Annotated in this window: 26 protein-coding genes; 22 read left to right on the forward strand and 4 right to left on the reverse strand. The window is 35.6% G+C overall.

Annotated elements, in window-relative coordinates:
- Window positions 1-5: 5 nt before the first annotated feature.
- Window positions 6-1,247 carry a TerD family protein gene (locus HX124_RS02930; RefSeq protein ID WP_286381889.1) on the reverse strand — a complete coding sequence of 414 codons (1,242 nt, stop codon included), beginning with the start codon at window positions 1,245-1,247 and terminating at the stop codon, window positions 6-8.
- A gap of 206 nt (window positions 1,248-1,453) precedes the next feature.
- Complete coding sequence (locus tag HX124_RS02935; RefSeq protein WP_286381890.1) at window positions 1,454-2,086, reverse strand: alpha/beta hydrolase; 633 nt, start codon at window positions 2,084-2,086, stop codon at window positions 1,454-1,456.
- A 119-nt stretch (window positions 2,087-2,205) separates the two neighbouring features.
- Here HX124_RS02935 and yaaA point away from each other — a divergent pair, with 119 nt between their 5' ends.
- Window positions 2,206-2,985, forward strand: a complete 780-nt coding sequence (gene yaaA, locus HX124_RS02940) for a peroxide stress protein YaaA (protein ID WP_286381891.1) — start codon at window positions 2,206-2,208, stop codon at window positions 2,983-2,985.
- Between the two features lie 38 nt (window positions 2,986-3,023).
- Window positions 3,024-3,656 (forward strand): HD domain-containing protein, encoded by a 633-nt coding sequence (locus tag HX124_RS02945; RefSeq protein WP_286381892.1) that lies wholly within the window; start codon window positions 3,024-3,026, stop codon window positions 3,654-3,656.
- A 151-nt stretch (window positions 3,657-3,807) separates the two neighbouring features.
- Here HX124_RS02945 and HX124_RS02950 read toward each other — a convergent pair whose 3' ends face one another.
- Entirely contained in the window at window positions 3,808-4,050 is a 243-nt protein-coding gene (locus HX124_RS02950; RefSeq protein WP_286377059.1) for a hypothetical protein, read from the reverse strand.
- 456 nt (window positions 4,051-4,506) lie between these two features.
- Between HX124_RS02950 and HX124_RS02955 the strand changes: the two genes are divergently transcribed.
- The gene (locus HX124_RS02955; protein ID WP_286377060.1) at window positions 4,507-4,962 is read left to right on the forward strand and encodes a hypothetical protein; all 456 of its coding nucleotides are present in this window, start codon (window positions 4,507-4,509) and stop codon (window positions 4,960-4,962) included.
- A 22-nt stretch (window positions 4,963-4,984) separates the two neighbouring features.
- Here the strand turns inward: HX124_RS02955 and rlmKL are convergent, their stop codons facing one another.
- Window positions 4,985-7,189, reverse strand: coding sequence for a bifunctional 23S rRNA (guanine(2069)-N(7))-methyltransferase RlmK/23S rRNA (guanine(2445)-N(2))-methyltransferase RlmL (rlmKL, locus tag HX124_RS02960; protein WP_286381893.1), 2,205 nt, complete (start codon window positions 7,187-7,189; stop codon window positions 4,985-4,987).
- Window positions 7,190-7,401: 212 nt separating this feature from the next.
- Between rlmKL and HX124_RS02965 the strand changes: the two genes are divergently transcribed.
- From HX124_RS02965 to HX124_RS03055, 19 genes are all read left to right on the forward strand, one after another.
- Entirely contained in the window at window positions 7,402-7,992 is a 591-nt protein-coding gene (locus HX124_RS02965) for a LysE family translocator (protein ID WP_286381894.1), read from the forward strand.
- 561 nt (window positions 7,993-8,553) lie between these two features.
- Window positions 8,554-9,201 carry a MotA/TolQ/ExbB proton channel family protein gene (locus HX124_RS02970; protein ID WP_286381895.1) on the forward strand — a complete coding sequence of 216 codons (648 nt, stop codon included), beginning with the start codon at window positions 8,554-8,556 and terminating at the stop codon, window positions 9,199-9,201.
- A gap of 13 nt (window positions 9,202-9,214) precedes the next feature.
- Complete coding sequence (locus HX124_RS02975; RefSeq protein WP_107009688.1) at window positions 9,215-9,637, forward strand: ExbD/TolR family protein; 423 nt, start codon at window positions 9,215-9,217, stop codon at window positions 9,635-9,637.
- A 3-nt stretch (window positions 9,638-9,640) separates the two neighbouring features.
- Window positions 9,641-11,365 (forward strand): lipid A export permease/ATP-binding protein MsbA, encoded by a 1,725-nt coding sequence (gene msbA, locus HX124_RS02980; RefSeq protein ID WP_286381896.1) that lies wholly within the window; start codon window positions 9,641-9,643, stop codon window positions 11,363-11,365.
- Window positions 11,366-11,371: 6 nt separating this feature from the next.
- Window positions 11,372-12,382 carry a tetraacyldisaccharide 4'-kinase gene (lpxK, locus tag HX124_RS02985; RefSeq protein ID WP_107009690.1) on the forward strand — a complete coding sequence of 337 codons (1,011 nt, stop codon included), beginning with the start codon at window positions 11,372-11,374 and terminating at the stop codon, window positions 12,380-12,382.
- A gap of 10 nt (window positions 12,383-12,392) precedes the next feature.
- On the forward strand, window positions 12,393-13,154 hold the full coding sequence (gene kdsB / locus HX124_RS02990) for a 3-deoxy-manno-octulosonate cytidylyltransferase (RefSeq protein WP_286381897.1): 762 nt from the start codon (window positions 12,393-12,395) through the stop codon (window positions 13,152-13,154).
- An 18-nt stretch (window positions 13,155-13,172) separates the two neighbouring features.
- The gene (locus tag HX124_RS02995) at window positions 13,173-14,153 is read left to right on the forward strand and encodes a DNA polymerase III delta subunit-related protein (protein ID WP_286381956.1); all 981 of its coding nucleotides are present in this window, start codon (window positions 13,173-13,175) and stop codon (window positions 14,151-14,153) included.
- A gap of 15 nt (window positions 14,154-14,168) precedes the next feature.
- Window positions 14,169-14,510 carry a PilZ domain-containing protein gene (locus tag HX124_RS03000; protein ID WP_286381957.1) on the forward strand — a complete coding sequence of 114 codons (342 nt, stop codon included), beginning with the start codon at window positions 14,169-14,171 and terminating at the stop codon, window positions 14,508-14,510.
- Between the two features lie 30 nt (window positions 14,511-14,540).
- A complete protein-coding gene (locus tag HX124_RS03005) occupies window positions 14,541-15,320 on the forward strand; it encodes a TatD family hydrolase (RefSeq protein WP_286381898.1) in 780 nt (259 codons plus the stop codon).
- Window positions 15,321-15,362: 42 nt separating this feature from the next.
- Window positions 15,363-15,977 (forward strand): TetR/AcrR family transcriptional regulator, encoded by a 615-nt coding sequence (locus HX124_RS03010; protein WP_286377065.1) that lies wholly within the window; start codon window positions 15,363-15,365, stop codon window positions 15,975-15,977.
- Window positions 15,978-15,982: 5 nt separating this feature from the next.
- Complete coding sequence (locus HX124_RS03015; RefSeq protein WP_286377066.1) at window positions 15,983-16,549, forward strand: prepilin-type N-terminal cleavage/methylation domain-containing protein; 567 nt, start codon at window positions 15,983-15,985, stop codon at window positions 16,547-16,549.
- Window positions 16,539-16,925 carry a type II secretion system minor pseudopilin GspI gene (gene gspI, locus HX124_RS03020; RefSeq protein WP_286381899.1) on the forward strand — a complete coding sequence of 129 codons (387 nt, stop codon included), beginning with the start codon at window positions 16,539-16,541 and terminating at the stop codon, window positions 16,923-16,925. Before HX124_RS03015 ends, gspI begins: the two co-directional genes overlap by 11 nt.
- A gap of 12 nt (window positions 16,926-16,937) precedes the next feature.
- Window positions 16,938-17,558 (forward strand): type II secretion system minor pseudopilin GspJ, encoded by a 621-nt coding sequence (gene gspJ / locus HX124_RS03025; protein WP_286381900.1) that lies wholly within the window; start codon window positions 16,938-16,940, stop codon window positions 17,556-17,558.
- Window positions 17,559-17,579: 21 nt separating this feature from the next.
- Window positions 17,580-18,530, forward strand: a complete 951-nt coding sequence (gspK, locus tag HX124_RS03030; protein WP_286381901.1) for a type II secretion system minor pseudopilin GspK — start codon at window positions 17,580-17,582, stop codon at window positions 18,528-18,530.
- Between the two features lie 192 nt (window positions 18,531-18,722).
- Complete coding sequence (locus HX124_RS03035) at window positions 18,723-19,319, forward strand: 6-pyruvoyl trahydropterin synthase family protein (RefSeq protein WP_286381902.1); 597 nt, start codon at window positions 18,723-18,725, stop codon at window positions 19,317-19,319.
- A gap of 75 nt (window positions 19,320-19,394) precedes the next feature.
- Window positions 19,395-20,108: a uracil-DNA glycosylase gene (gene ung, locus HX124_RS03040; RefSeq protein ID WP_107009699.1), complete on the forward strand. Its 714-nt coding sequence runs from the start codon at window positions 19,395-19,397 to the stop codon at window positions 20,106-20,108.
- Window positions 20,105-21,229: an enoyl-CoA hydratase/isomerase family protein gene (locus HX124_RS03045; protein ID WP_107009700.1), complete on the forward strand. Its 1,125-nt coding sequence runs from the start codon at window positions 20,105-20,107 to the stop codon at window positions 21,227-21,229. The genes ung and HX124_RS03045 overlap by 4 nt, the downstream gene beginning before the upstream one ends.
- Window positions 21,230-21,235: 6 nt before the next feature.
- Complete coding sequence (gene tadA / locus HX124_RS03050; RefSeq protein ID WP_286381903.1) at window positions 21,236-21,757, forward strand: tRNA adenosine(34) deaminase TadA; 522 nt, start codon at window positions 21,236-21,238, stop codon at window positions 21,755-21,757.
- Between the two features lie 68 nt (window positions 21,758-21,825).
- Complete coding sequence (locus HX124_RS03055; RefSeq protein ID WP_286381904.1) at window positions 21,826-22,257, forward strand: SRPBCC family protein; 432 nt, start codon at window positions 21,826-21,828, stop codon at window positions 22,255-22,257.
- Window positions 22,258-22,259 lie beyond the last annotated feature (2 nt).

Raw genomic sequence — 22,259 nt, forward strand, 5'->3', positions numbered from 1 at the left:
CTGACTTATTTAAACATAGGTTGACCATCTACTTTAATCTCAACAGTATCGTCTTTTTTCCAAATAATTCGTGGCGTATCTTCACTAAAACGTCCGCTGGTCATACCTGAATGTTGTAAAGTGATTCCTTGTTCATCAATAACAGCAATACCAATCACATAAGTATAAACAAAGCGACTTTTTGCTTTTGCTGAAACATTGGCATTAAAAACACACTCAACGAGTTGATCAGCGTATTGCATACGCATTTTGGGTTGTAATGAAGCAATAGAAACAACGCCATTACTCACAGCAGAATAAACCGAAAAAACTAAGGCAACTTTTCCACCCAATTTTTTTGCAATATCAGGATGTACTAAAACAGTCTCTTTGCCAGGTTGGGCACTTGATGCTCCTGTAATATCACCTTGATGATGGATGTATGGATAGCTCTCGATAGCACCTTGTTGTGATGGGCACCAGACATATTCCATTTTATTATTTTGTTGTAGCATAAAGCCAACACGTAAATCTAAGTCATCATTATCACTACGACCATCACCATTATCCACCCAAATTGCTTCAATTTTCAGATATTCATGACTGTTTTTGTTGAGATTAATGCGATGTGATTGACCTGTTTTATCAAGTTGAATCTTATTCAGATTTAGAGTGCTTTTTGTATTATTGGGTGGTGTTGAGACTGGAGGTTGAGGTATTGAAGAAGTGGGCTGAGCAACTTCATCTTTTGCAACTTCACCACCAAAGTGTTCAACTAAAGCAGCCAAGCCACCATTAAAACCTTGTGCAACAACACCTAAACGCCAAACATCTTTAAAGTAAATGTCTATTAACATAATGGCTTTTTCTTGGTTAAAGCGCTGCGGTTTAAGTACAAAGTTTGCAACAGCTTGACCTTGAGGATTTTTGATTGTAATAGTACCACCTTGAATCTGTTGCATAGTTGCCTGTGGGTCATCAATAGCAGCACAAATACTAAAACGTTGAGTTTGAGTTAGATTTACTAAATTCAGTTTAAACTGAAAGTTTTGTTGAGGTTGCGCTTGCCAATTTACAGCACCATCAGGTGTCGTGGGCTGATTATAAAAAACCATAAATGCTTCATCATTGAGCTTTTGGTGAGCATCTAAACCAAAACAAGAGAGATCTATTGCAAATGAAGCTTGAATTTGAATATCAATACTAAACTCTTGTTGAATGTTTAACTGTTGTAGTTGTAATTTCTGACCTTGTTGTAATTGCATCATAAAAAATATCCATTTATTTGTGTAAAAATCTGTGAGAAAAATAGATTCTATAAAGCTTAATATTTTTAAATTGATAGAGATAAATTAAATCAATGTTCAATTTTATGACTGAACAATAGAATATTTATTATGATTTTGAAAGTTGTTTTATGCTCAAATTTGTTGCTATTCAAACATAAAACAATACTAGGAATATGAATAAAAAACTATTTTATAGATAAAAACCGCTCAATCGCATGATGCAATTGTTTTAAATAGCCTGTAAAAAAATGATTTGCGCCAGGTAATACAGTGATGAGATGTTTTTGCGGTCTAGCCCAATTTAATACATCAGAAAGCTGTGTAATTTCATCATTTTCCCCATGAATAAATAATAAATCTCCTTGTAGAAAAGGTGTTTGATACTCCCGAATACCACGTACTTTTGCAGTTGGCAAACCACATAAAATCATTTGTTTAGGTTTGTTTGTTTCATTCAGTTGGACAAAACACTTAGCTAAAACATGTGCACCAAAACTAAAACCAGCCGCATAAAAAGGGAGTTGAGGGTGTAATGTTTGCAGATGAGAAATAAGCGTTAAGACATCATCTGTTTCACCAAAACCATTATCATGTAAGCCAGCAGTTTGACCTAAACCACGAAAATAAGGACGATAAACAATACAACCATTTTGAGTGAAAATTTTTGTTAATAAGGTTGGAACTTTATGTTGGGGCGTACCCCCTTGTAGTGGATGAGGATGGCATACTACAGCAAAAGCTTTAGCTTCATTCTCTGGATAATCGACTAAAATTTCGATGTTACCTACCAGACCTTGTATGTGCATAGTGTCAGACATAAAACGTGAATATTATTTAAATGATTTATTTTAACGATTATTGTAGAGGAAAAACATGATTCGCAAAAAAGCAGTGTAACTGTTATATTGCTGTGATGAATTATGAATGCGGAATAGATATGCTTGTTTTAATTTCTCCTGCAAAAACATTGGATTATGAAACAGATTTACCCATAGATCAGTATACAATGCCAAGAGTGTTAAATCATTCAGAAGAATTGATCCAAGTTTGTCGTGAGTTATCTGCCTCTGAAGTTGCGAGCTTAATGAGTGTAAGCGAGAAAATTGCAACACTAAATGTGGAGCGTTTCCGTGATTGGACAACAGACTTTAACTTTGCAAATGCTCGACAAGCTATTTTTGCATTTAAAGGAGATGTTTATACAGGTTTGGATGCTTATAATTTATCTGTAGAAGATATTGAATATTCACAAGAAAAATTACGTATGTTGTCAGGTCTATATGGTTTATTGCGTCCTTTAGATTTAATGATGCCTTATCGTTTAGAAATGGGAACAAAGCTAAAAAATCCAGTAGGTCAGAATTTATATACATTCTGGGGAAATAAGATTACCGATTTAATTCAGCAGGATTTAGAGCAAGCAGGCTCAAAAATTTTAGTTAATTTAGCTTCTGACGAATATTATAAATCGGTTAAAGAAAGTCAGATTAATGCAGAAATTATTAAACCTGTGTTTCTGGATCAAAAAAATGGTCAATATAAAGTGATCAGTTTTTATGCTAAAAAAGCCCGTGGTTTAATGGCTCGATATATTATTCAAAATAAAATTGAAAATATTGAAGATTTAAAAGCATTTAATATAGATGGTTATTATTTTGATGCTGAAAGTAGTTTAGCAGGAGAGCTTGTCTTTAAAAGAGATGAACAGGCGGCTTAATTAATAGTCTGTCTGATGTTATAAGAGGAATGTGTCTAATGCAAAATTATTATGATAAATTTCAACAGTATTGGGCACAGTTTTCTGATTCTATAAATTTAAGATCTATGCAATCAGAATCATTATTTTCGATTCTTTTTCACTGCTATGTTGGTAATTATTATCATACGCACCAACATATTATAGAATGCTTAGAATTATTTAATGAAATCAAGCATCAACTTGAAGATCCAGTCGCGGTTGAGTTAGCAATTTGGTTTCATGATATTATTTATGATCCACAAGCATCAGATAATGAAGAACAAAGTGCTAAATTAATGCAAAAACATTGTGTGGGCATTTTAAAGAAAACTGAACTTGAAAAAGTTGCAAGGTGGATTATTGCAACCAAAAAGCATCTACCTACACAAGAGCATGATTTAAAATATTTATTGGATATTGATTTGGCGATTTTGGGAAGTTCAACACAACGTTTTGCCGAATATGAACAACAAATCCAAAAAGAGTATGATTGGGTTGAAACACAACAATATAAAATAAAACGAAAGGAAGTATTAACGCATTTTTATCATATGACGCCCTTATATCAAACGGCATATTTTCAAGAAAAATTAGAGTTATCTGCAAAAAATAATCTGATGAATAGTATAAAAAATGATATTGGTCTATGATTTTGAAGATAGAATTGAGTTCTCATTCATAAGAATATTAAATCAACTCTAAATTCAGTTAATATTATTTTTTCCTCATTGGTATTTGTTGATTTATTATTTTTGAGTTGTGTTATGGTGAGTTGAATTATAAAGTTTGAATTTTAAGCATCTAGCTTAATTCATAAACTTTTTCTAAATAGTCAAATTGATTTAATATTTGAAGTGAAATTTTTTCTCCTGTTGCCCAAGAGGCTTTTCCTGTTTGTAAGTCAACATCAATAATATCAAGTTCTTTGCATAAAGTACGGTCAGTTGCTAATGTAATAAATTGAGGTGAGTTTTCTTTTAGACACTTTGCAATATAGTGTTGTGTATTGTGATGGCGATAAACATCAATAATTTTAAAACGCATGATTTCCCCAGATTGATTTAAAAATCAAGGACTACTTTAAAATCAAACTCAAAACTTATCAATTGTTAAATGTGTCTAAATATGAAATAAAAATGATAATTTTGTCATTATTTTTCAAGAGAAGTTTGATCTTATCCGAAATATTTCATAGACCTAGATAACAATAACCGACAAAAAAGAATGTTTATATACTTTTAATATATTGAAAATATACTTGAATATTCATTTAAAAATTAAGCTGTTAGTAAATATAAAATAATGCAGAAGGTGTACATATAGATATGGATATTTATGAATATAAGATAGTTCAGGATTTGTTTTTTTAAGTGTTTGAAATAAATATTAAAAAATAAAAAACATCTGTTGGTTATCGGGAATTTTGGCTTTTAGGTTGTTGCTTGTAACAAAAATTGTTAACTTGAATAAGATAATAAAAATTTAGGGATAGGAATGAAAATGAATGGTCAAAGCAGGAAAAATGGTCAAAAATGTCAAAAAGCTTTTTGGATGATAGTCATTAGTTGTTTTTCTACAACAATATTTGCTATTTCCCCTATAAAAGATGATCTTTTATCTGAAAATGTAAATTATGTTGGCACAATAACACCCGTTGTAATTACTGCTGTGAAGAGGGATGTGCAAGAGTCAATTGAACAGCAAAATCAAAAAAATAATCAGTTGGCAGGAAAACAAGCTGATGAAATTAAAAAGGATCATTTAACTTATGTTGTACTCAGTGATCATGAACAACAGAAAAAAGAAACAGAGGCTTATCAACATCAGGCTGATAAACGACCATTATTGCCAAATAAGGCAAAAATGATTGAATATGGAACCAGTGCACAAAATAATTTTGTCAAAGTGACCACGCCTGACAAAATAACGATTTATGTCAGTCGTGATACGCACTAGTTTCATATTCAAATGATGTTAATTAGTTTTGTGGATGAGTGATTTTCCAAGCTTTATGGATTTTTTGGTTACGTTTAAAGTCTAGCCCAATGGTTTCATTGGTAATTTCTTGAACATCAAACATCGCTTCGATTTCTTCATCCATTTCAAAGCCACGATAGTTATTTGAGAAGTACAGTGTACCGCCTGTTTTTAAACGGTTCATTGCACGTTTGAGTAATGATACATGATCACGTTGTACGTCAAATGTGCCATAGAACTTTTTCGAGTTGGAGAAAGTTGGTGGGTCAATAAAGATCAAGTCGTATTGCTCATGACCTTCTTTTAACCATTCAAAACAATCACCTGCAAAGAATTGATGCTGTTCGTCTACATGGTCAACAGTTAAACCATTGAGTACAAAGTTTTCTTTAGACCAGTTTAAATAAGTATTGGATAAATCAACACTTGTCGTACTTGCTGCACCGCCTAAAGCTGCATGCAAACTTGCTGTAGAGGTATAACTATAGAGGTTAAGGAAATGTTTGCCTTTAGCTTCTGCTGCGATGCGTAAACGCATTTGACGATGGTCTAAAAATAGACCTGTATCGAGATAGTCTGTCAAATTCACCAAAATTTTAGCTTTACCTTCCTGCACAATGAAGCGCTTAGAAGCTGTACTTTGTTTGGTATATTGAGTTTTACCTTCTTGACGGGCACGGGTTTTAATGAAAATAGCATCACGTCCTAAACCCGTCACAGCACGAATTGCCGCTAAAGCCAAGTTAAAACGCTTTTTGGCTTTTTCAGGATCAATGGTTTTTGGTGGAGCATATTCTTGAACGTGCAAACGTTCACCGTATAAATCCACAGCAACATTAAAGTCAGGTAAATCAGCATCATAAAGACGTAAGCAATGCACACCTTCTTTTACTGCCCATTTCTTTAAAGTTTGCATATTTTTTTGCAAACGGTTGGTAAAGTCTTCAGCACCTTCAATTTTTTCAAACTGTTGAGGCTGCCATGTTTCAAGGAATGGCTTTGTTACAGTTGCAGGTTTAATATCACCAAAACGAATGTAAATTGGCAACTTACCATTCATCAAACGTAAAATTTGCGGATTGTTAAAAGCTAAGACATCGGCTTGTTCAACCGCAGCAGCAATTACGGCAGCATATTGATTTGGGAAATTCTTTTGTAATAATGCTGATAAACCTAAATACAATGCACGATTTGAGGCTTTATCACCCAGACGTTCACCATAAGGTGGATTTGTTACGACAAATGAAGTTTTACCTTCAGCCTGGAAATCAGGCCAATCGGCTAAGGTGCGTTCTTCAATCTGAATTTGATCAAGTACAGCCTCAAAACCTGCTGCAATAATATTTTGCTTGGTCGCTTTAACGGCTTCCCAGTCTGCATCATAAGCATAGAATTTTGGTAAAGGTTGTTCTAAAGCTGCTTGATGACGATCAGCCGCTTCGGCTTTGATCGACATCCACAGTTCATGATCATGACCATTCCAACCGTTAAAACCAAAACGACGAACAAGTCCTGGCGCACGATCAGTTAAAATCATCAGAGATTCAATAATAAATGTCCCTGAACCACACATTGGGTCAAGAATAATATCGGGATTGCGTTCTTTGAGTTTTGCTTTTTGTAGAATAGCTGCGGCTAAGTTTTCTTTAATTGGGGCATCGGTCATATAACGACGATAACCACGTTTATGCAAAGAGTCACCTGATAAATCTAGGCAGTAGGTATGTTCTGTTTTACCCGCAAGCGCATAAATGGTAATTTCAGGCTGTTTAATATCAATACTTGGACGTTTGCCCACAGCTTCCATAAATGAGTCAACAATACCGTCTTTTACACGTAAAGTTGCAAATTGAGAATTAACTTTAATTTCACGCTCAATGTGTAAACGTACAGCAAAAGTACTTTGTGGTGCAAAAATGAGTGACCAGTCAAAGTTAATCGCACCTTCATAGAGTTCTTCGGCAACATCACGAGCATCATGTGTAAATTCAAGCTCATGTGTATGAATAGGCGTTAAGACACGTGAAGCAAGACGTGACCACATGCAGACACGGTAAGCATCTTCAAGTTTGCCTTTAAAGACTAAACGTCCAGGAAACTTTTCAATGTTTTGAATTCCTAAACCTTGAATTTCTTCTTGCAGTAAGGTTTCTAGTCCATCCGCACAGGTGACCCAATATGTAGAAAGACGTGGTTTCGAATTCATGAAAATTTCCAGAAGCAAAAAAGCAAACGAGTATTTTAGCGTATTTTGATGACGAAAACTTGATGAAAACTCATGGAAAAGTATTTTTTTGGAAAATTACAATAAAAAAGCAATAACTGTTGTGGCTTGGCTTGAAATTTAATTGTTGAACACTACTAAAAAATCATCATGTAAAAAGAAATTTTATAACAATGCTGACTTTGATATTTTCTATGTTTATTTTTTCACTTTCGATGTCGATTTCGCCTGGTCCAGTCAACTTAACCATTTTATCGAGCAGTATGAATTATGGTGCAAAACGTACTTTTGCTTTTATTTCAGGGGCAACGATTGGTTTTACTGCTTTGCTTGCTGCGGTATGTTTTGGTTTGTATCAAATTATTGTTATCTATCCTGTTTTATTGGATGTCATTACCATTTTAGGTACGGCTTTATTGGTGTGGATTGGTTTTAATATTTTACGAGCCGAAGGAGCAAACATTCAAACTGAAAATCTAGATGAAGCGAATATTCCAACTTTTATGCAAGGTGCTTTGATGCAATGGTTGAATCCTAAAGCATGGATTGCAGCAGTTGCAGGAACGGCTTTGTTTTCAGCTTCTAAAAATAGTTATGCCTTAGCAATGTTTGTGCTGATTTATTTTGTAGTGTGTTATTTTTCATTGTGGATTTGGGGCGTGGTTGGCGAAAAACTCGCTGATTTTCTTAATGTTGGTAAGCGAACAAGAATATTTAATATGTTGATGGGTGTATTACTGATTGTGATTTCTATCGAAATGTGTTGGACACACTTTTATCCATAAAATTTATTTAAAGTTGGTGAATTAATGTATCCTCAATAAATTAAAAAAATGAAGGTAAATATTCAATGCCAACTAAAAAACTTGTTTAGAATTTCAAGGACAGGAACGTTTAGAATTATGTAGAGAAGAGCGTTATAACACAGCATTTTTATGTTGTGATGGATGTTATTTTGTTTGTTTTTTTGCTAAAAAAAGATTCTTTTGCATTTGTGAATGTATTTAAAATAAAAAGTCATCAAGCAAATTTGACTGAGATTAGATAATTACAACTCAAAGAATTTGCTCTACATTTCTCTTTACGTTAAGAAAATATTGATCTTCTTTACTTATTCATCTCTTCAATTTTTGCTCAGACAATAATATAGAAATGGTATAGAATCCACAGGTGTTTTGCTACAAGACAATGACTTTAAGAGAAGAGTAGATCAAATTTTTGGTGTACTACTAAAAAGTGTTCATCGCTTTAGTGTGAGATTTAATAGATAAATCAAAATATTATAAAGAATTTATTTGATCTCTTAAATTGACCTAAAGTATTTTTTATTGAAGTGGGGAATAAAAATGTGGGAGTTAATCAAAGCAGGTGGTTGGCTAATGCTACCACTCGTTCTGTGTTCAGTATTTACCGTTGCAATCTCAATCGAGCGTTTTATTCGTTTGCGACGTGGTTTAGTTCTTCCTAAATATTTACTGATTCAAAAAAATCAATCCATTCAAACAGTCGTCAAAAATTTAAAATCAGATTCAACGCAGAACCAAAGCGCTTTGGCTTATATTTTCAATGATGGTTTAGATGCAGCAGCAAAAGGAGAGCAATTTGCTCGTGCCCAAATGGAAGCTACAGCATCACGTGAAATTAGTTATTTAGAAAAAAATATTAATTTTTTAGGTACATTAAGTGCAGCAGCTCCTTTACTTGGATTACTTGGAACAGTTGTTGGTATTATTGAATCATTTTTGGTGGTTGACTTAGGTTCAAATGCAAATCCAACCATGATGATTCCTGGTATCTCTAAAGCATTAATTACCACAGCAGCAGGTATGGTTATTGCGATTCCTGCACTTTTTGCATATCGTTATTTTCAACGCCTCGTACAAGAATATGTGGCTGAGTTAGAACAACAAGCCACGTTATTTCATGCAGCTTTGTTTTATCAAGAAAATGACAACGAACAACATGTTGATCAAGAATTTCAAAAAGTCGGTTAATAGGTGGCTTTAAATGAAATTTAAAAGAAAAAGTGTTGAAGATATACACATCAACTTGACGCCCATGATTGATTGTTTGTTATTTATTTTGGTATTTTTATTGTTAACGACGACTTTTAATCAGCAAAGCCGCATTAACTTATCTCTGCCTGATGCACAAGGCGTACCTCCAAAAGACTATCAACATAAAATTGAAGTCGTGGTAGACTCTAGCGGTCATTATGCTGTCAATGGTCAAGCGCTTTCTTCCAAAGAAAGTGCCGATTTAAGTACAGCGATCAAACAATCTGCACAAGATCGTCGTGATCTGATGTTTGTAATCGCAGCTGATGCAAAAGCAACCCATCAGGATGTTATTCGTGTAATGGATGTTGCAGGTCAACTCGGTTTTGTTAATATCAACATCAGCACCAAAGTCCCATCCCGAGGTTATTAATTAGTGAAGCAAGATTTCAAAGTCTATTTACGACTATTAAGTTATTTGAAGCCATTTTGGGGCATAGCGATTTTAGTCGTTTTAGGTTTTGCAATTAATGCAGCAACAGAAGTATCCGTTGCTAAATTGCTAGAAAAAATTATTACAGCGATCCAAAACAAAGATCAAAGCTTTACCAGTCTATTTCCTGCACTTGTGGTTTTACTCATGTTTTTCCGTGGTGTGGGTTTATTCATGGGCGGGTATTTTACAGCCGTGATCTCACGAAATTTAATCTTTAATATTCGTCAGGAAGTTTTTGCAAAGCTACTTAGACTCCCTGCACAATATTATTTAGATAATAGCAGTGGGCATATTACCGCCAAAATTATGTATAACGTAGAGCAGTTAACGGCTGCATCTACCGAATCATTGAAAACAATAGTACAGCAAGGTTTGATTACTATTGGTTTATTGGGCTATTTGCTTTATATCAATTGGAAATTAACCTGTTGTATTTTGGTTTTTGGTCCACTCATTGGTTTGATTATTCGTAAAGCTTCAAAACGCATGCGTAAACTTTCAACCCAAGTACAAAATACGATGGGTGATGTTAACCATGTGGTACAAGAGTCGGTTAATGGTCATTTGGTGGTCAAAGGTTTTGGTGGTCAAACTGCGGAACAGGCGCGTTTTCGCAACCATTCGCTTGAAAATTTAAAGCGTGGCTTGAAAATGGTGGTTGTACAGCAGTTAAATAGTCCTGTAGTACAGCTCATTATGGCGATTGCACTCAGTATTATTATGTGGATTGCTTTAAGACCTCAAATTATTGGTGATATTTCAGCAGGTGAGTTCGTTTCTTATATTACCGCAGCAGGAATGCTCAGTAAGCCGATCAAAACCTTAACTGATGTGAATGAAAAATTACAACGTGGTATGGCAGCCGCTCATTCTGTATTTGAGTTGTTAGATTTATCTGAAGAAAAAAATACAGGCACATTAACGCCAAATTTACAGGGTAATGTCGAGTTTAAACAGGTCAATCTAACTTATGCTGATGGTTATCAAGCCATTTCAGATTTTACATTGTCTATTCACTCGGGACAAACCATCGCTTTAGTTGGGCGTTCAGGTGCAGGAAAATCATCTTTGGTTAATTTGCTGATGCGCTTTAATGAGGTGAGTTCAGGGCAGATTGAGTTAGATGGGCATGCGATACAAGATATAGAAATTACCAGTTTGCGTACTCAAATTGCGATGGTAAATCAGCAAGTTGTTTTATTTAACCGCTCTATTCGTGACAATATTGCTTACGGTCAGCTTGAAAATGCGACAGAAGAACAAATTATTGCAGCGGCAAAAGCAGCTTATGCACATGATTTTATTATGAGTTTACCGCAAGGTTATGATACAGAGGTTGGCGCACAAGGCTTAACACTTTCAGGTGGTCAACGTCAGCGTATCGCCATTGCACGTGCAATTTTGAAAAATGCACCAATTTTGATTTTAGATGAAGCAACCAGTGCTTTAGATAATGAGTCTGAACACTTTATTCAAAAAGCATTTGATCAAGCGATGCAGAACCGTACAACGATTGTTATTGCACATCGTTTATCGACTATTGAAAATGCAGATGTGATTGTGGTTATGGATAAAGGGCGTATTATTGAACAAGGTACACATGCGGCTTTATTGGCAAAACATGGTGCATATTATCAATTACATGAACGTAGCTTTGAGGAATAAATCTCTATGTCTATCGCGCAAATCATTCAAGATGCTTGGAACCGACAAGCAAAGTGGTTGATTGTTTTGCGCCCATTGTCATGGCTTTATCGTTTTGGTTTTGTGGTTAATCGACATTTGTATTTGTCAGGGCTAAAAGAACGTTATCGTGCGCCTGTTCCTGTCATGATTATTGGTAATATTACAGTAGGTGGAAGTGGTAAAACGCCTTTACTGATTCAATTGGTTAAATATCTGCAACAACATCAAGTACGTGTCGGCGTTATTAGCCGTGGATATGGTGGGCAAGGTCCTTTTCCTGCGCAAGTGACTTTAGACTCTGAACCTGAAATGGTCGGAGATGAACCTTGTTTGATTGTGCAATCTACAGATGTGCCGATGGTGGTCGGACCCAATCGTAAAGCAAGTATTGAGTTACTTTTGAAAAATCATCAACTTGACTTAATTATTAGCGATGATGGTTTACAACATTGGGCGTTAGATCGTCAAATTGAGTGGATTGTTCTTGATTATAATCGTGGTTTAGGTAATCAAAAAATCTTACCTGAAGGTTATTTACGTGAGCCGACTTCTCGTTTAGCGCATAGTACGGTCATTGAACATGCACATCATTCACAATCAAAATTAAACATGCATTTACAAGTCGCAGAGCCATATTTGCTTAATCCAAGTTTTGATCAAGCTGAAGTGTTTGATGCAAAACTAGATTATTATGCTGTTGTCGGTATAGGCTTTCCACAACGTTTTTATAAAACACTGGAAAGTATGGGTGTCCAGCAATTTCAATGTCATGAATTTCCTGATCATTATGATTATCAAATTGAAGACTTACAGTTTGAAGATGCTAATCCAATAATTACGACTGAAAAAGACGCGGTAAAATTATTGCCATTACTCAAGCAACATCCAGATTTTCAACGTGAAATTTGGGTTGTTCCTGTCGAGGCTGTGCTTTCAAATTCATGCTACGATATTTTAAAGCAACAACTCAATGAATTAGGCATTGCACTTTCTTAAGGTTAATGAAATGAAACACATTGTTATTCCTGCGCGTTATTCGAGTTCGCGTTTACCTGCTAAACCTTTATTGCTTATTCATGGTCGTGCCATGATTTTACGTGTTGTTGATCAAGCAAAAAAAGTTTTAGATTTTGATGACTTATGTGTTGCAACAGATGATGAGCGTATTGCCGAAGTATGTCGTGCTGAAGGCATAGATGTGGTCATGACCAATCCAAACCATCCTTCAGGAACGGATCGTTTAAGTGAAGTTGCACGGATTAAAGGTTGGGCAGCGGATGATATTATTGTCAATGTTCAAGGTGATGAGCCGTTATTACCTGCAACTTTAGTACAACAAGTCGCGGATTTACTCGTTGCTAAACCTCATTGTGCAATGTCAACTTTATGTGAACCAATTCATCAGTTAGAAGAATTTGAACGTGATAGTATTGTTAAAGTGGTGATGAGTCAGTTGAATGAAGCACTTTACTTTAGTCGTTCGCCAATTCCTTATGATCGTGATGCTGCAAAACAAACGGAAAAATCTTTGCATCAACACGCTTATCGTCATTTAGGCTTATATGCTTATCGTGTGAGTTTATTACAAGAATATGTCACGTGGCAAATGGGTTCATTAGAACAACTTGAAAGTTTAGAACAATTGCGAGTTTTGGAAAATGGGCATCGTATTGCAATTGATATTGCGCAAGTCAACTTACCACCAGGCGTAGATACACAAGCGGATTTAGATCGTTTAAATGCGATGGATATTACACATTTTGAATAGTTGGATAGTTTAATGGGTATGAATGCATCCAATGATCAAGTTTATCCATGGCAAGCACAATTGTGGAATACTCTAACAGGACGTTTTCCACAGTTGGGGCATGGTTTATTATTTTATGGTAAAAAAGGTTGTGGTAAGTACGCTTTTACACAGCATTTTTTATCTTGGGTTTTGTGTTTAAATAAACAAAGTCAAGGTGCGTGTGGAGAGTGTAGTAGCTGTCTTTGGTTAAAGTCAGACACACATCCAAACTATGTACATATCACCACAGATGCTGATAACAAAAAGCAAAATGCTAAGATTAAAATTGAAAAAATTCGTGAATTACTGCCTTTTGTACAGCAAACTGTAGATGGTTGGCGTGTTATTGTGATTGAGCCTGCTGAAGCATTAAATATTGCTTCTGCCAATGCTTTATTGAAAACACTTGAAGAGCCTGGTGAGCGTGTTGTGATTATCTTATTGGCAGAGCATTATTTGAAATTACCTGCCACGATCCGTAGTCGTTTGCAGCATTTTGCTTTAGATCGTATTGCACCAGAACAAGCGCAACTTTATCTAAATGAGCATTTACCTACGGCTTCAAGTCAACAAATTCAGTTATTAATGAATCTTTCAAACCAAATGCCTTTACAGGCGATGAGTTTAGCTGAAAAAGATTGGTTAAATCGGCGTGCTGAATTTGTCCAAGACTGGAAAAAGCTCGTCATGCAAAAAAGTATGCCGATGCAATTTGCAACAAAATGGAATAAAGAACTTAACTTTCATGATTTTGTTGAAATGTTTGAGTATTTATTGGCAGATGTTGTGGCATTTAAGCTGGAGCAAGCGATAAAAAATACAGATTTAGAATTAAATACACTCGCAGAGCAGTATAATTTAGAGGTATTATTTTCAATCTATGAAAGTTTACAACAATCAAAAAGAAACGTTGAGCAAAATGTGCAAACAAATCTAATTATTGATCAACTTTCAATACAATTAATGAATGTTTCATAATTTGGGGAAATAATGATGCAACCACGTATGGGCGGTTTATTACAAGTTGTTATAGCAGATCGAGCAACGCTACAAGCAAGTTATATGCCTTTTGTGCAAGGTGGAGGGCTTTTTGTTCCTTCGACACAAAATGTGAAAATGGGTGAAGAAGTTTTTCTGTTAGCGACTTTACCTGAACAATCGCAAAAAATTCCATTAACAGGAAAAGTAATTTGGATCACACAAAAGCAGTCTGGTAAAAAGCCACAAGGTTTTGCCATTCAGCTTGGTGGTGAAAAAGGCATCTATTACAAAAATGAAGCGGAAAGATTACTAGCAGGAGCAAAGTCTTCTGAGCGTAATAGCTTTACAATGTAAGATGCGATGAATTGAAATGTAGGAAAAATTGTGTTTGTTGATACCCATTGTCATTTAACTTTACTTGATCTTAGCCCTTATGGGGGAGATTTAGACGCAGCGTTACAACAGGCACGTGAGCAAGGTGTGTCTAAATTCATGGCGATTTCTGTGGATTTAGACGATCATATTGCTTTGTCAGCAATAGCAGCACGTCATACCGATGTAGGTTATAGCGTTGGTGTGCATCCTTGTGAAGATGTTGCAACGATGCAGCGGGCTACAGTAGAAAAACTGGTTCAATTGGCTCAATCTGAAAAAGTCTGGGCGCTCGGTGAAACAGGCTTGGATTATTTTCATAGTACTGAATTTATTCCTGAGCAAAAAGAATGCTTTGCTCGTCATATTCAAGCATCAAAAATAATAAAAAAACCAGTGGTGGTGCATACTCGTTCTGCTAAGCATGACACAGTTGATATTATTCGTGCAGAACAATCGAACCATGGGATTTTGCATTGTTTTACAGAGGATTGGGCAACTGCCAAAGCTGTATTAGACTGCGGTTATTACATTTCATTTTCTGGTATTGTGTCTTTTAAAAATGCACAAGATTTGCGTGATGTGGCAAAACAGGTGCCGCTTGATCGTATTTTAATTGAAACAGATAGTCCATATTTAGCACCAATGCCCTATAGAGGCAAAACCAATGAGCCAAAATACGTTCCTTATGTAGCCAAAGCCCTAAGTCATGTATATGATAAAACGCCTGAGGAAATTGGACAAATTACTTCACAGAACTTTGAAAATTTACTCAGACAACATCAAAGTTAATGCTATAGATATAAGATTAAGAAGAGAGTTTATCGAGTGAAGATGGATCGTCAGGCTCAGTTTAGAGCAAGAGAAGCATTAATTTTTCAGGTCGCTGAGCAACTGCTTTTAGAAAACGGTGAGTCGGGTATGACGCTTGATGCGTTAGCGGCTGAATTAGATCTTGCAAAGGGAACACTTTATAAACATTTTCAAAGTAAAGATGAACTTTATATGTTGCTCATTATTCGTAATGAGCGCATGTTATTGGAAATGATTAAAGACACAGAAAAAGAGTTTCCTGAACAATTAGCATTTTTTATGTTGCATCATTTGCATCATCCTGAGCGTACAGTGTTATTTCATCAGATTGAAGAACGTTTGTCGACGACAGGGCAAGGGATACATCATTTATTTCATGAGCTTTATCAAGTTCGTAAACAGCGACTGCGCATTATTATTCGTATGACGGATCATTATTTGCTAGATATAGACAGTCAAATGTCAGGGCGAGATTATTTAGCCTCTATTTGGTCTATTACGCATGGTGGTGCAGCAATTTTAAATTCTAGCTTTTATCAGCGTTATTTAGGTTCACGGGATACTTTGCGTATTGCATTGATTGACCAAGCTTTATCGATGCCAAAGCATGCTCAATCTACTGAGTTGAAGGTTTAACGATTATGTTGAAACGACCACGATTAAAAAATCAGCATGGATTTACGCTGATTGAATTAATGGTGGTCATTGTCATCATCAGTATTATGGCATCTCTAGTGGTTTTAAATATTGGTGGTGTGGATCATCGCAAAGCTTTACAAGCACGTGAATTTTTAATTTTAGATTTAAAAAAAATTAATCGTGAAGCCAATGATCAGGCTTTAATCTATGCGTTAGAGGTTTTACCTGCAACTGATGTTGCACCTTTTCAATATAAATTAGTACGATATCAACCTGTAATAGAAAATGCAGAGCAAAACTTACGTATTGTTGAAGAAAAACGCTGGAAAGATGTCGCTAATTTTCAAATGCGTAAATTACCTGAGCGTGTTTCATTTTCTATTCAAAATCAAGAGCATCGCTATATTAATGCAAATAATGATGACTTAATTGGAACAAATGCCCCTAAAGTTATTTGGTTTGGTAATGGTGAAGCTAAACCTGTCAAAATTCAAATGTATTATGACCAAAAAGCAATTGGTGCTTTGATTGATATTGATTATTTGGGGAAAGTGACCGATGAAGAGTAAAGGTTTTACCTTGATTGAGGTCGTTGTTGCTTTAGCCATTTTTGCAGTTGCTGCAATGGCTTTAACCAAAGTCGCAATGCAATATACACAATCTACAGCAAATTCAATTTTAAGAACCAAAGCTCAATTTGTTGCTCAAAATCAGGTGGCTTTAATGGAAATTAACCGTGAACAGCTCACAGGTACACAGTCTGAGCAAATCACCTCGCAAGGTCAAACATGGCAAGTAGATAAAAAATCAGAGTCAACTATTAGCCCGAATGTTAAAAAAATTGAAATTCAAATTAGTTTATATAATCCTGATAATAATAAAGTTGAAGCAGGCATTAGCCATACTATTTTCTTTAATTACCCTCAACAAACGACCGAATCTTAGACTGAGCGACCCATGCGAATAAAAAAAATCAATTTGGGATTTACACTGGTTGAGCTTTTGGTGGCAATCGCAATTTTTGCAGTTCTTTCTGCATTAGGATGGAAGATTTTTGATTATCTTGTGAAGGTCAAAGATCGCAATGCAATGCATGAAGAAAATCTCGGGCAGTTACAAGAAGCGTATCAACAAGTACAAAGAGATACCTTGCAAATCATTCCTGTGACAGCGAGTTTTGGGCAACAAATACTGCCTGCAATAAGTTTGGAAAATCAAAAAATAAGCTTTAGTAAAACAGGAATGACGGATCCTCTAAAGCAAGGCATTTCTACATATGAACGTGTAGAGTACGTTTATAATGCACAAGATAAAAAACTTTATCGTTTAAAATATGCAAATCTGAATCTACCTAATTCTGCACAGCCTTTGTCGAGTGTATTGTTGAATGATGTTGACCAGTATCAAGTGACTTTGTTAAATCCAAATGAGTTAGAGCGTTGGCCTGATGAAAATACATTTAATGAACGCCAGTTACCACGCGGCATCAAAATTAAAGTGATGATTCGTGATGTTGAATATGAATGGGTTTTTAGTCTGTTAAATACAGATTTTCTAAGGGCTGAGTCAAAACAATAAGCACGATTTAAAGAGACGTTCATGATCAAGCAGCAACAAGGAATCGCATTAATTACAATTTTGGTGATGGTCGCATTAGCAACCATTATTGCTGCGACAATTGCAAAGCGCCAATACACCACCAATGAAAATACTGCTTATGTGATTCGTCAAAATCAAGCGCTAAATTATGCAAAAAGTGCTGAGGCATTTTTTTCTGAGCTGTTAATTCAAGATGCGCAAAACAGCGCTAATGTTGATCATTTACAAGAATTGTGGGCAAAACCCATGCCTGCATTTCCTATAGAGGGTGGTTTTATTTCTGGAAAAATCAAGGATGAATCTGGAAAATTTAATCTAAATACTTTACTCAAAGCAGATGGTAAGCCAAACGAAGAAAATAAGTTGTACTTTGAGAAATTGTTAGTGCGTGTCGGATTGCCTGCCGAACTCAGTGCTTCTGTGATCGATTGGCAAGATGCTGATGATTTACCTTCAGGTTCGATGGGTGCGGAAAGTAACTATTATAATGGTTTGCAGCCATCATATTCAGCAGCCAATCATGCTTTTTTTAGTGTAGAAGAGTTACGACAAGTCCGTGGCTTTGAAGGGAAAAATTACGATTTAATAAAACCTTATGTTACAGCTTTACCTGATATTTCCACTAAAATAAATATCAATACAGCACCTGCATTGTTACTTGCAACCATTGATCCTAAACTTGACCTGAATGCGATTGTGGCTTTATTAAAACAAAAGCAAGCCAAAATGGAAAATTTTAATAATGTTCAAGACCTTTTAAGTTTGGATCTTTTTAAGGGAATTTCATCTGAAAACAGTCAACTGGCAAATAATCTATTTGATGTAAAATCAAATTACTTTGTAGGGGAAATCGAAGTTGCTTTAGAAAATAGAAACCGTCAAATGAGTAGTCATATGATGCGTAAAAATAATACAGTTGTGGTATATGCTCGAAATTTAGCACCATTTTAATCATTTATTTTTGCAAAGCTTTTCACTTTTGCCTAAAACTATATTTTCTTTGCTGAATAATAGACAAAATCATGTGGTTAATTCTTCCTCATACTTTTTGCCAATTGCAATGAACGTTAAAATTAATCCTCAGCGTCGGCGTTTTGCTTTATAATCTAATTTCTTGACTATTCTTTTTGTATAATTTGACATATGTTAATTCGTAAATTATTTAAATTTGAAAATGCGCATATCGTGCGTAACTGTACTTCGGATCGTTGTAAACGCTCGATTCATGGGCACAGTTATAAAGTCGAATTATTGCTGAAAGCCTCAAAGCTAGATCATGGTCAAATGGTCTATGATTTTGGTTTGTTAAAAGGTGTGATTAAGGACATTTTTGATAGCTTTGATCATGCGATTTGCTTTTGGCAGGATGACAATCCGGATTATATTCAAGCATGTAAAACCTTTAGTGCGCGTTGGGTTGCATTACCTGTATCGCCTTCAGCAGAACAATTTTCACGCATATTTTTCTACTTGGCGCAGCAAGTTTTACAGTCAACGATTACCCAAAATGGGGAAGGTGATGTTGAAGTTTACTCTGTAATCGTACATGAAACAGATACAGGCTATGCACAAAGTTTTCTTGAAGATATTGAGAATGAGCAAATGGGTGTGTTGAGCCTTGAGCAAATTATTTTTTCTGAGCAAGTTCAAGCCGAATGGAATGACCCTGAAATGTATGAAAAGTTAAAACAGGGCGTGAAATTTCAAAATCCAGAAGTAGATTTGCAAGTCAAACTGTAATCGATGCAGTGGTATATTTTAAATTTAACACCTTCGGGTATTGAAGATTGAGTGAAATAGTAAGGATGGAACAGGATGCAATTGACTGAACAAGAGCAAGCAAAATTAAATCAAGTTCGGTTAGATGAGAGTTGGAAAGCAGGCTTGGCAGAGTTTCTGCTCAGTGCAAAAATGGATCAATTACGTGAATTTTTAAAATCACAAATTGCCGAAAATAAACAAATTTATCCTGCAAGCTCATTGATTTTTAACGCTTTAGATACTACACCGTTACATGCAGTAAAGGTTGTGATTCTTGGGCAAGACCCATATCATGGACCAAATCAAGCCCATGGTTTGAGCTTTTCTGTACAAAGAGGAGTTGCATTGCCTCCGTCTTTACGTAATATCTTTCATGAGCTAAATACTGACTTAGGTGTAAGTATCTCTAAACACGGGGATTTGACCAAGTGGGCAGAGCAAGGCGTGCTTCTTTTAAATAGTGTACTGACTGTAGAAGCAGGGCAGCCAACATCACACCAAAAACAAGGTTGGGAAAATTTTACAGATACTGTAATTGATGTAATTAATGAGCAATGTGAGCATGTGGTTTTCATTTTATGGGGAGCCTATGCGCAACGAAAAGGGCAACGTATTGACCAAACGAAACACCTTGTATTAAAAGCTGCACATCCATCTCCTTTAGCAGCAAATCGTGGTGGTTTTTTTGGTTGTAAAGTGTTCTCTAAAACCAATAATTATCTTAAACAAAATGGCATTGAGCCAATCGACTGGCAGCTGGACGCATGACAAACTCTCCTGAGATCAATAACTATCATCCTGATTTAATCATTGAAGAAGCAGTGAATGGTTGGCGAATTATTCGTTTAAATCGCCCAAAATCTTTACATGCTTTAGATGAGTCTATCGTGGCAGCTTTATTAAAGTTGTTTGAAGATTTTCATAAAGATGATCAGGTTAAGGCAATTTGGCTTGATTCAACAACACCTAAAGCTTTTTGTGCTGGTGGTGATGTTCGAAAACTGCGTCAATTGGTAATTAATAATGAAGTTGATGCAGCAAATCAGTTCTTTAAAACTGAATATGCACTCGATTTACTTTTACATGACTATGCTAAGCCAATCGTAGTTTGGGGTGAAGGCTATGTCATGGGTGGTGGCTTAGGTCTATTTATGGCTGCACCATTTCGATTAGTAACACCATATTCACGTTTGGCGATGCCTGAAGTGAATATTGGTTTATATCCAGATGTAGGTGCAACGCGCTTCCTTGCAGATCGTGGTCCTGTTGGTTTATTTACAGGTTTGACAGGTTCAATTATGACTGCGGCAGGTGGATATGGTATCGGATGGGCAACGCATATTTGTGATGCTCAACGTGATGTTGTATTAAAAAAATTAATTGATATTGATTGGGATCATTATCCAGCAGGGGACTTTAGAGCATTAGATGATACGCTAAATAGTTTACATCGACCTGTATCTCCTGGACCGTTGCAAAATTCTCTTGATGTTATTCATAGTGTTTGTCGTGGTATTAATTTTGAACAAGACTATGAAGCCATTGTAGGATTGAGCGAGGCACGTAGTGATTGGCTGCGTCAAGCGAGTGAAAACTTACAAAAAGGTTCACCAAGCACAGCAGCAATTACTTGGTTGTTGTGGCAATGGGGACGTCAAGTGCATCCATGGAGTGAAATTTTTGAATTAGAAGCGCAAATTTCTGATTGGAAAATTCGTCATCCAGACTTTGTTGAGGGAGTGCGTGCACGCCTTGTTGATAAAGACTTATCACCAGAATGGGAACCGACAGAAAGTATGACTTTAAAAGGCATATTGGCGAAGAACCCACCCATCACAACAGTTGAAAGTTGGAATGTTTTATTAAGACAATATGGTGTAATTGCTTAATATTCCATGATTGATGAACAAAATAAACAAGATGAAAAATGGATGCAGTTTGCTTTCGAGCAAGCTGCTATTGCGGCTTCTCAGGGGGAAATCCCTGTAGGAGCTGTTTTAGTGAGTGAAGGAAAAATAATCGGACAAGGTTTTAATACACCTATTTTAACACATGATCCTACTGCACATGCTGAAATTCAAGCAATTCGTCAAGCTTGCCTAGCCATTGAAAATTATCGTTTACCTATAGATGCGACTTTATATGTCACTTTAGAGCCTTGCACAATGTGTGTGGGGGCGTTGATTCATTCGCGTGTGCAACGTGTTGTATTTGGCGCAAGTGAGCCTAAGGCGGGAGCTTTAGTTAGTAGTCGAAAATTATTGGAAATTGGTTATTACAATCATATTTTTGAATTTACTGCTGGGTGTTTGCAGATGCAATGTTCGCAACAGCTTTCTGATTTTTTTAAAATGCGCCGTGAGCAAAAAAAACAATTAAAGTTACAACAAAGATGCTTAAATCAAAATCAAAACTAGTCTAAAATAGCACTGAATTTTAATGACAATAAGAATTGTCAAAATAACTAAAGTGAAAAGGAAATAGAATGAATTCGATTAAAGTTAAACAAGAATTTAATGCCCCTATAGATCAAGTCTTTGATTTACTTTCAAAACATGCAACTTATAATATTGCATTTTCACCTGTACAAGTCGTACGTGTAAAAGACTCGGCTGATCCTGAACGTCCTGATGGTTTGGGTTCAATTCGTCGTATGGGTTTTGGTCCAATTAAACCTGTTCAAGAGCAAATTACATTGGTTGATGTAAATAAGCGTATTGAGTATAAATTAATTAATAATCCATTAATTAAACATCATATTGGTATTCTTGAATTTACCGAATTGGCGCAAAATAAAACTCGTGTCGATTATACGATTGAATTACAAGCACGTGCGCCATTTGTGAGTAAATTAATACTTGCACAGCTTAAACTTGCGATTACACTAGGTTTTAAGAAACTGGCAAAATCTGTTTAATT

The sequence above is a fragment of the Acinetobacter sp. 226-1 genome (genome assembly GCF_030329325.1).
Lineage (GTDB): Bacteria > Pseudomonadota > Gammaproteobacteria > Pseudomonadales > Moraxellaceae > Acinetobacter > Acinetobacter sichuanensis.

What these genes read in the sequence shown, in the direction of transcription:
- HX124_RS02930 (WP_286381889.1), bottom strand. Translation starts at nt 1,247, where the DNA reads ATGATGCAATTACAACAAGGTCAGAAATTACAACTACAACAGTTAAAC.
- HX124_RS02935 (WP_286381890.1), bottom strand. Translation starts at nt 2,086, where the DNA reads ATGTCTGACACTATGCACATACAAGGTCTGGTAGGTAACATCGAAATT.
- yaaA (WP_286381891.1), top strand. Translation starts at nt 2,206, where the DNA reads ATGCTTGTTTTAATTTCTCCTGCAAAAACATTGGATTATGAAACAGAT.
- HX124_RS02945 (WP_286381892.1), top strand. Translation starts at nt 3,024, where the DNA reads ATGCAAAATTATTATGATAAATTTCAACAGTATTGGGCACAGTTTTCT.
- HX124_RS02950 (WP_286377059.1), bottom strand. Translation starts at nt 4,050, where the DNA reads ATGCGTTTTAAAATTATTGATGTTTATCGCCATCACAATACACAACAC.
- HX124_RS02955 (WP_286377060.1), top strand. Translation starts at nt 4,507, where the DNA reads ATGAATGGTCAAAGCAGGAAAAATGGTCAAAAATGTCAAAAAGCTTTT.
- rlmKL (WP_286381893.1), bottom strand. Translation starts at nt 7,189, where the DNA reads ATGAATTCGAAACCACGTCTTTCTACATATTGGGTCACCTGTGCGGAT.
- HX124_RS02965 (WP_286381894.1), top strand. Translation starts at nt 7,402, where the DNA reads ATGTTTATTTTTTCACTTTCGATGTCGATTTCGCCTGGTCCAGTCAAC.
- HX124_RS02970 (WP_286381895.1), top strand. Translation starts at nt 8,554, where the DNA reads ATGTGGGAGTTAATCAAAGCAGGTGGTTGGCTAATGCTACCACTCGTT.
- HX124_RS02975 (WP_107009688.1), top strand. Translation starts at nt 9,215, where the DNA reads ATGAAATTTAAAAGAAAAAGTGTTGAAGATATACACATCAACTTGACG.
- lpxK (WP_107009690.1), top strand. Translation starts at nt 11,372, where the DNA reads ATGTCTATCGCGCAAATCATTCAAGATGCTTGGAACCGACAAGCAAAG.
- kdsB (WP_286381897.1), top strand. Translation starts at nt 12,393, where the DNA reads ATGAAACACATTGTTATTCCTGCGCGTTATTCGAGTTCGCGTTTACCT.
- HX124_RS02995 (WP_286381956.1), top strand. Translation starts at nt 13,173, where the DNA reads ATGAATGCATCCAATGATCAAGTTTATCCATGGCAAGCACAATTGTGG.
- HX124_RS03000 (WP_286381957.1), top strand. Translation starts at nt 14,169, where the DNA reads ATGCAACCACGTATGGGCGGTTTATTACAAGTTGTTATAGCAGATCGA.
- HX124_RS03010 (WP_286377065.1), top strand. Translation starts at nt 15,363, where the DNA reads ATGGATCGTCAGGCTCAGTTTAGAGCAAGAGAAGCATTAATTTTTCAG.
- HX124_RS03015 (WP_286377066.1), top strand. Translation starts at nt 15,983, where the DNA reads ATGTTGAAACGACCACGATTAAAAAATCAGCATGGATTTACGCTGATT.
- gspI (WP_286381899.1), top strand. Translation starts at nt 16,539, where the DNA reads ATGAAGAGTAAAGGTTTTACCTTGATTGAGGTCGTTGTTGCTTTAGCC.
- gspJ (WP_286381900.1), top strand. Translation starts at nt 16,938, where the DNA reads ATGCGAATAAAAAAAATCAATTTGGGATTTACACTGGTTGAGCTTTTG.
- gspK (WP_286381901.1), top strand. Translation starts at nt 17,580, where the DNA reads ATGATCAAGCAGCAACAAGGAATCGCATTAATTACAATTTTGGTGATG.
- HX124_RS03035 (WP_286381902.1), top strand. Translation starts at nt 18,723, where the DNA reads ATGTTAATTCGTAAATTATTTAAATTTGAAAATGCGCATATCGTGCGT.
- ung (WP_107009699.1), top strand. Translation starts at nt 19,395, where the DNA reads ATGCAATTGACTGAACAAGAGCAAGCAAAATTAAATCAAGTTCGGTTA.
- HX124_RS03045 (WP_107009700.1), top strand. Translation starts at nt 20,105, where the DNA reads ATGACAAACTCTCCTGAGATCAATAACTATCATCCTGATTTAATCATT.
- tadA (WP_286381903.1), top strand. Translation starts at nt 21,236, where the DNA reads ATGATTGATGAACAAAATAAACAAGATGAAAAATGGATGCAGTTTGCT.
- HX124_RS03055 (WP_286381904.1), top strand. Translation starts at nt 21,826, where the DNA reads ATGAATTCGATTAAAGTTAAACAAGAATTTAATGCCCCTATAGATCAA.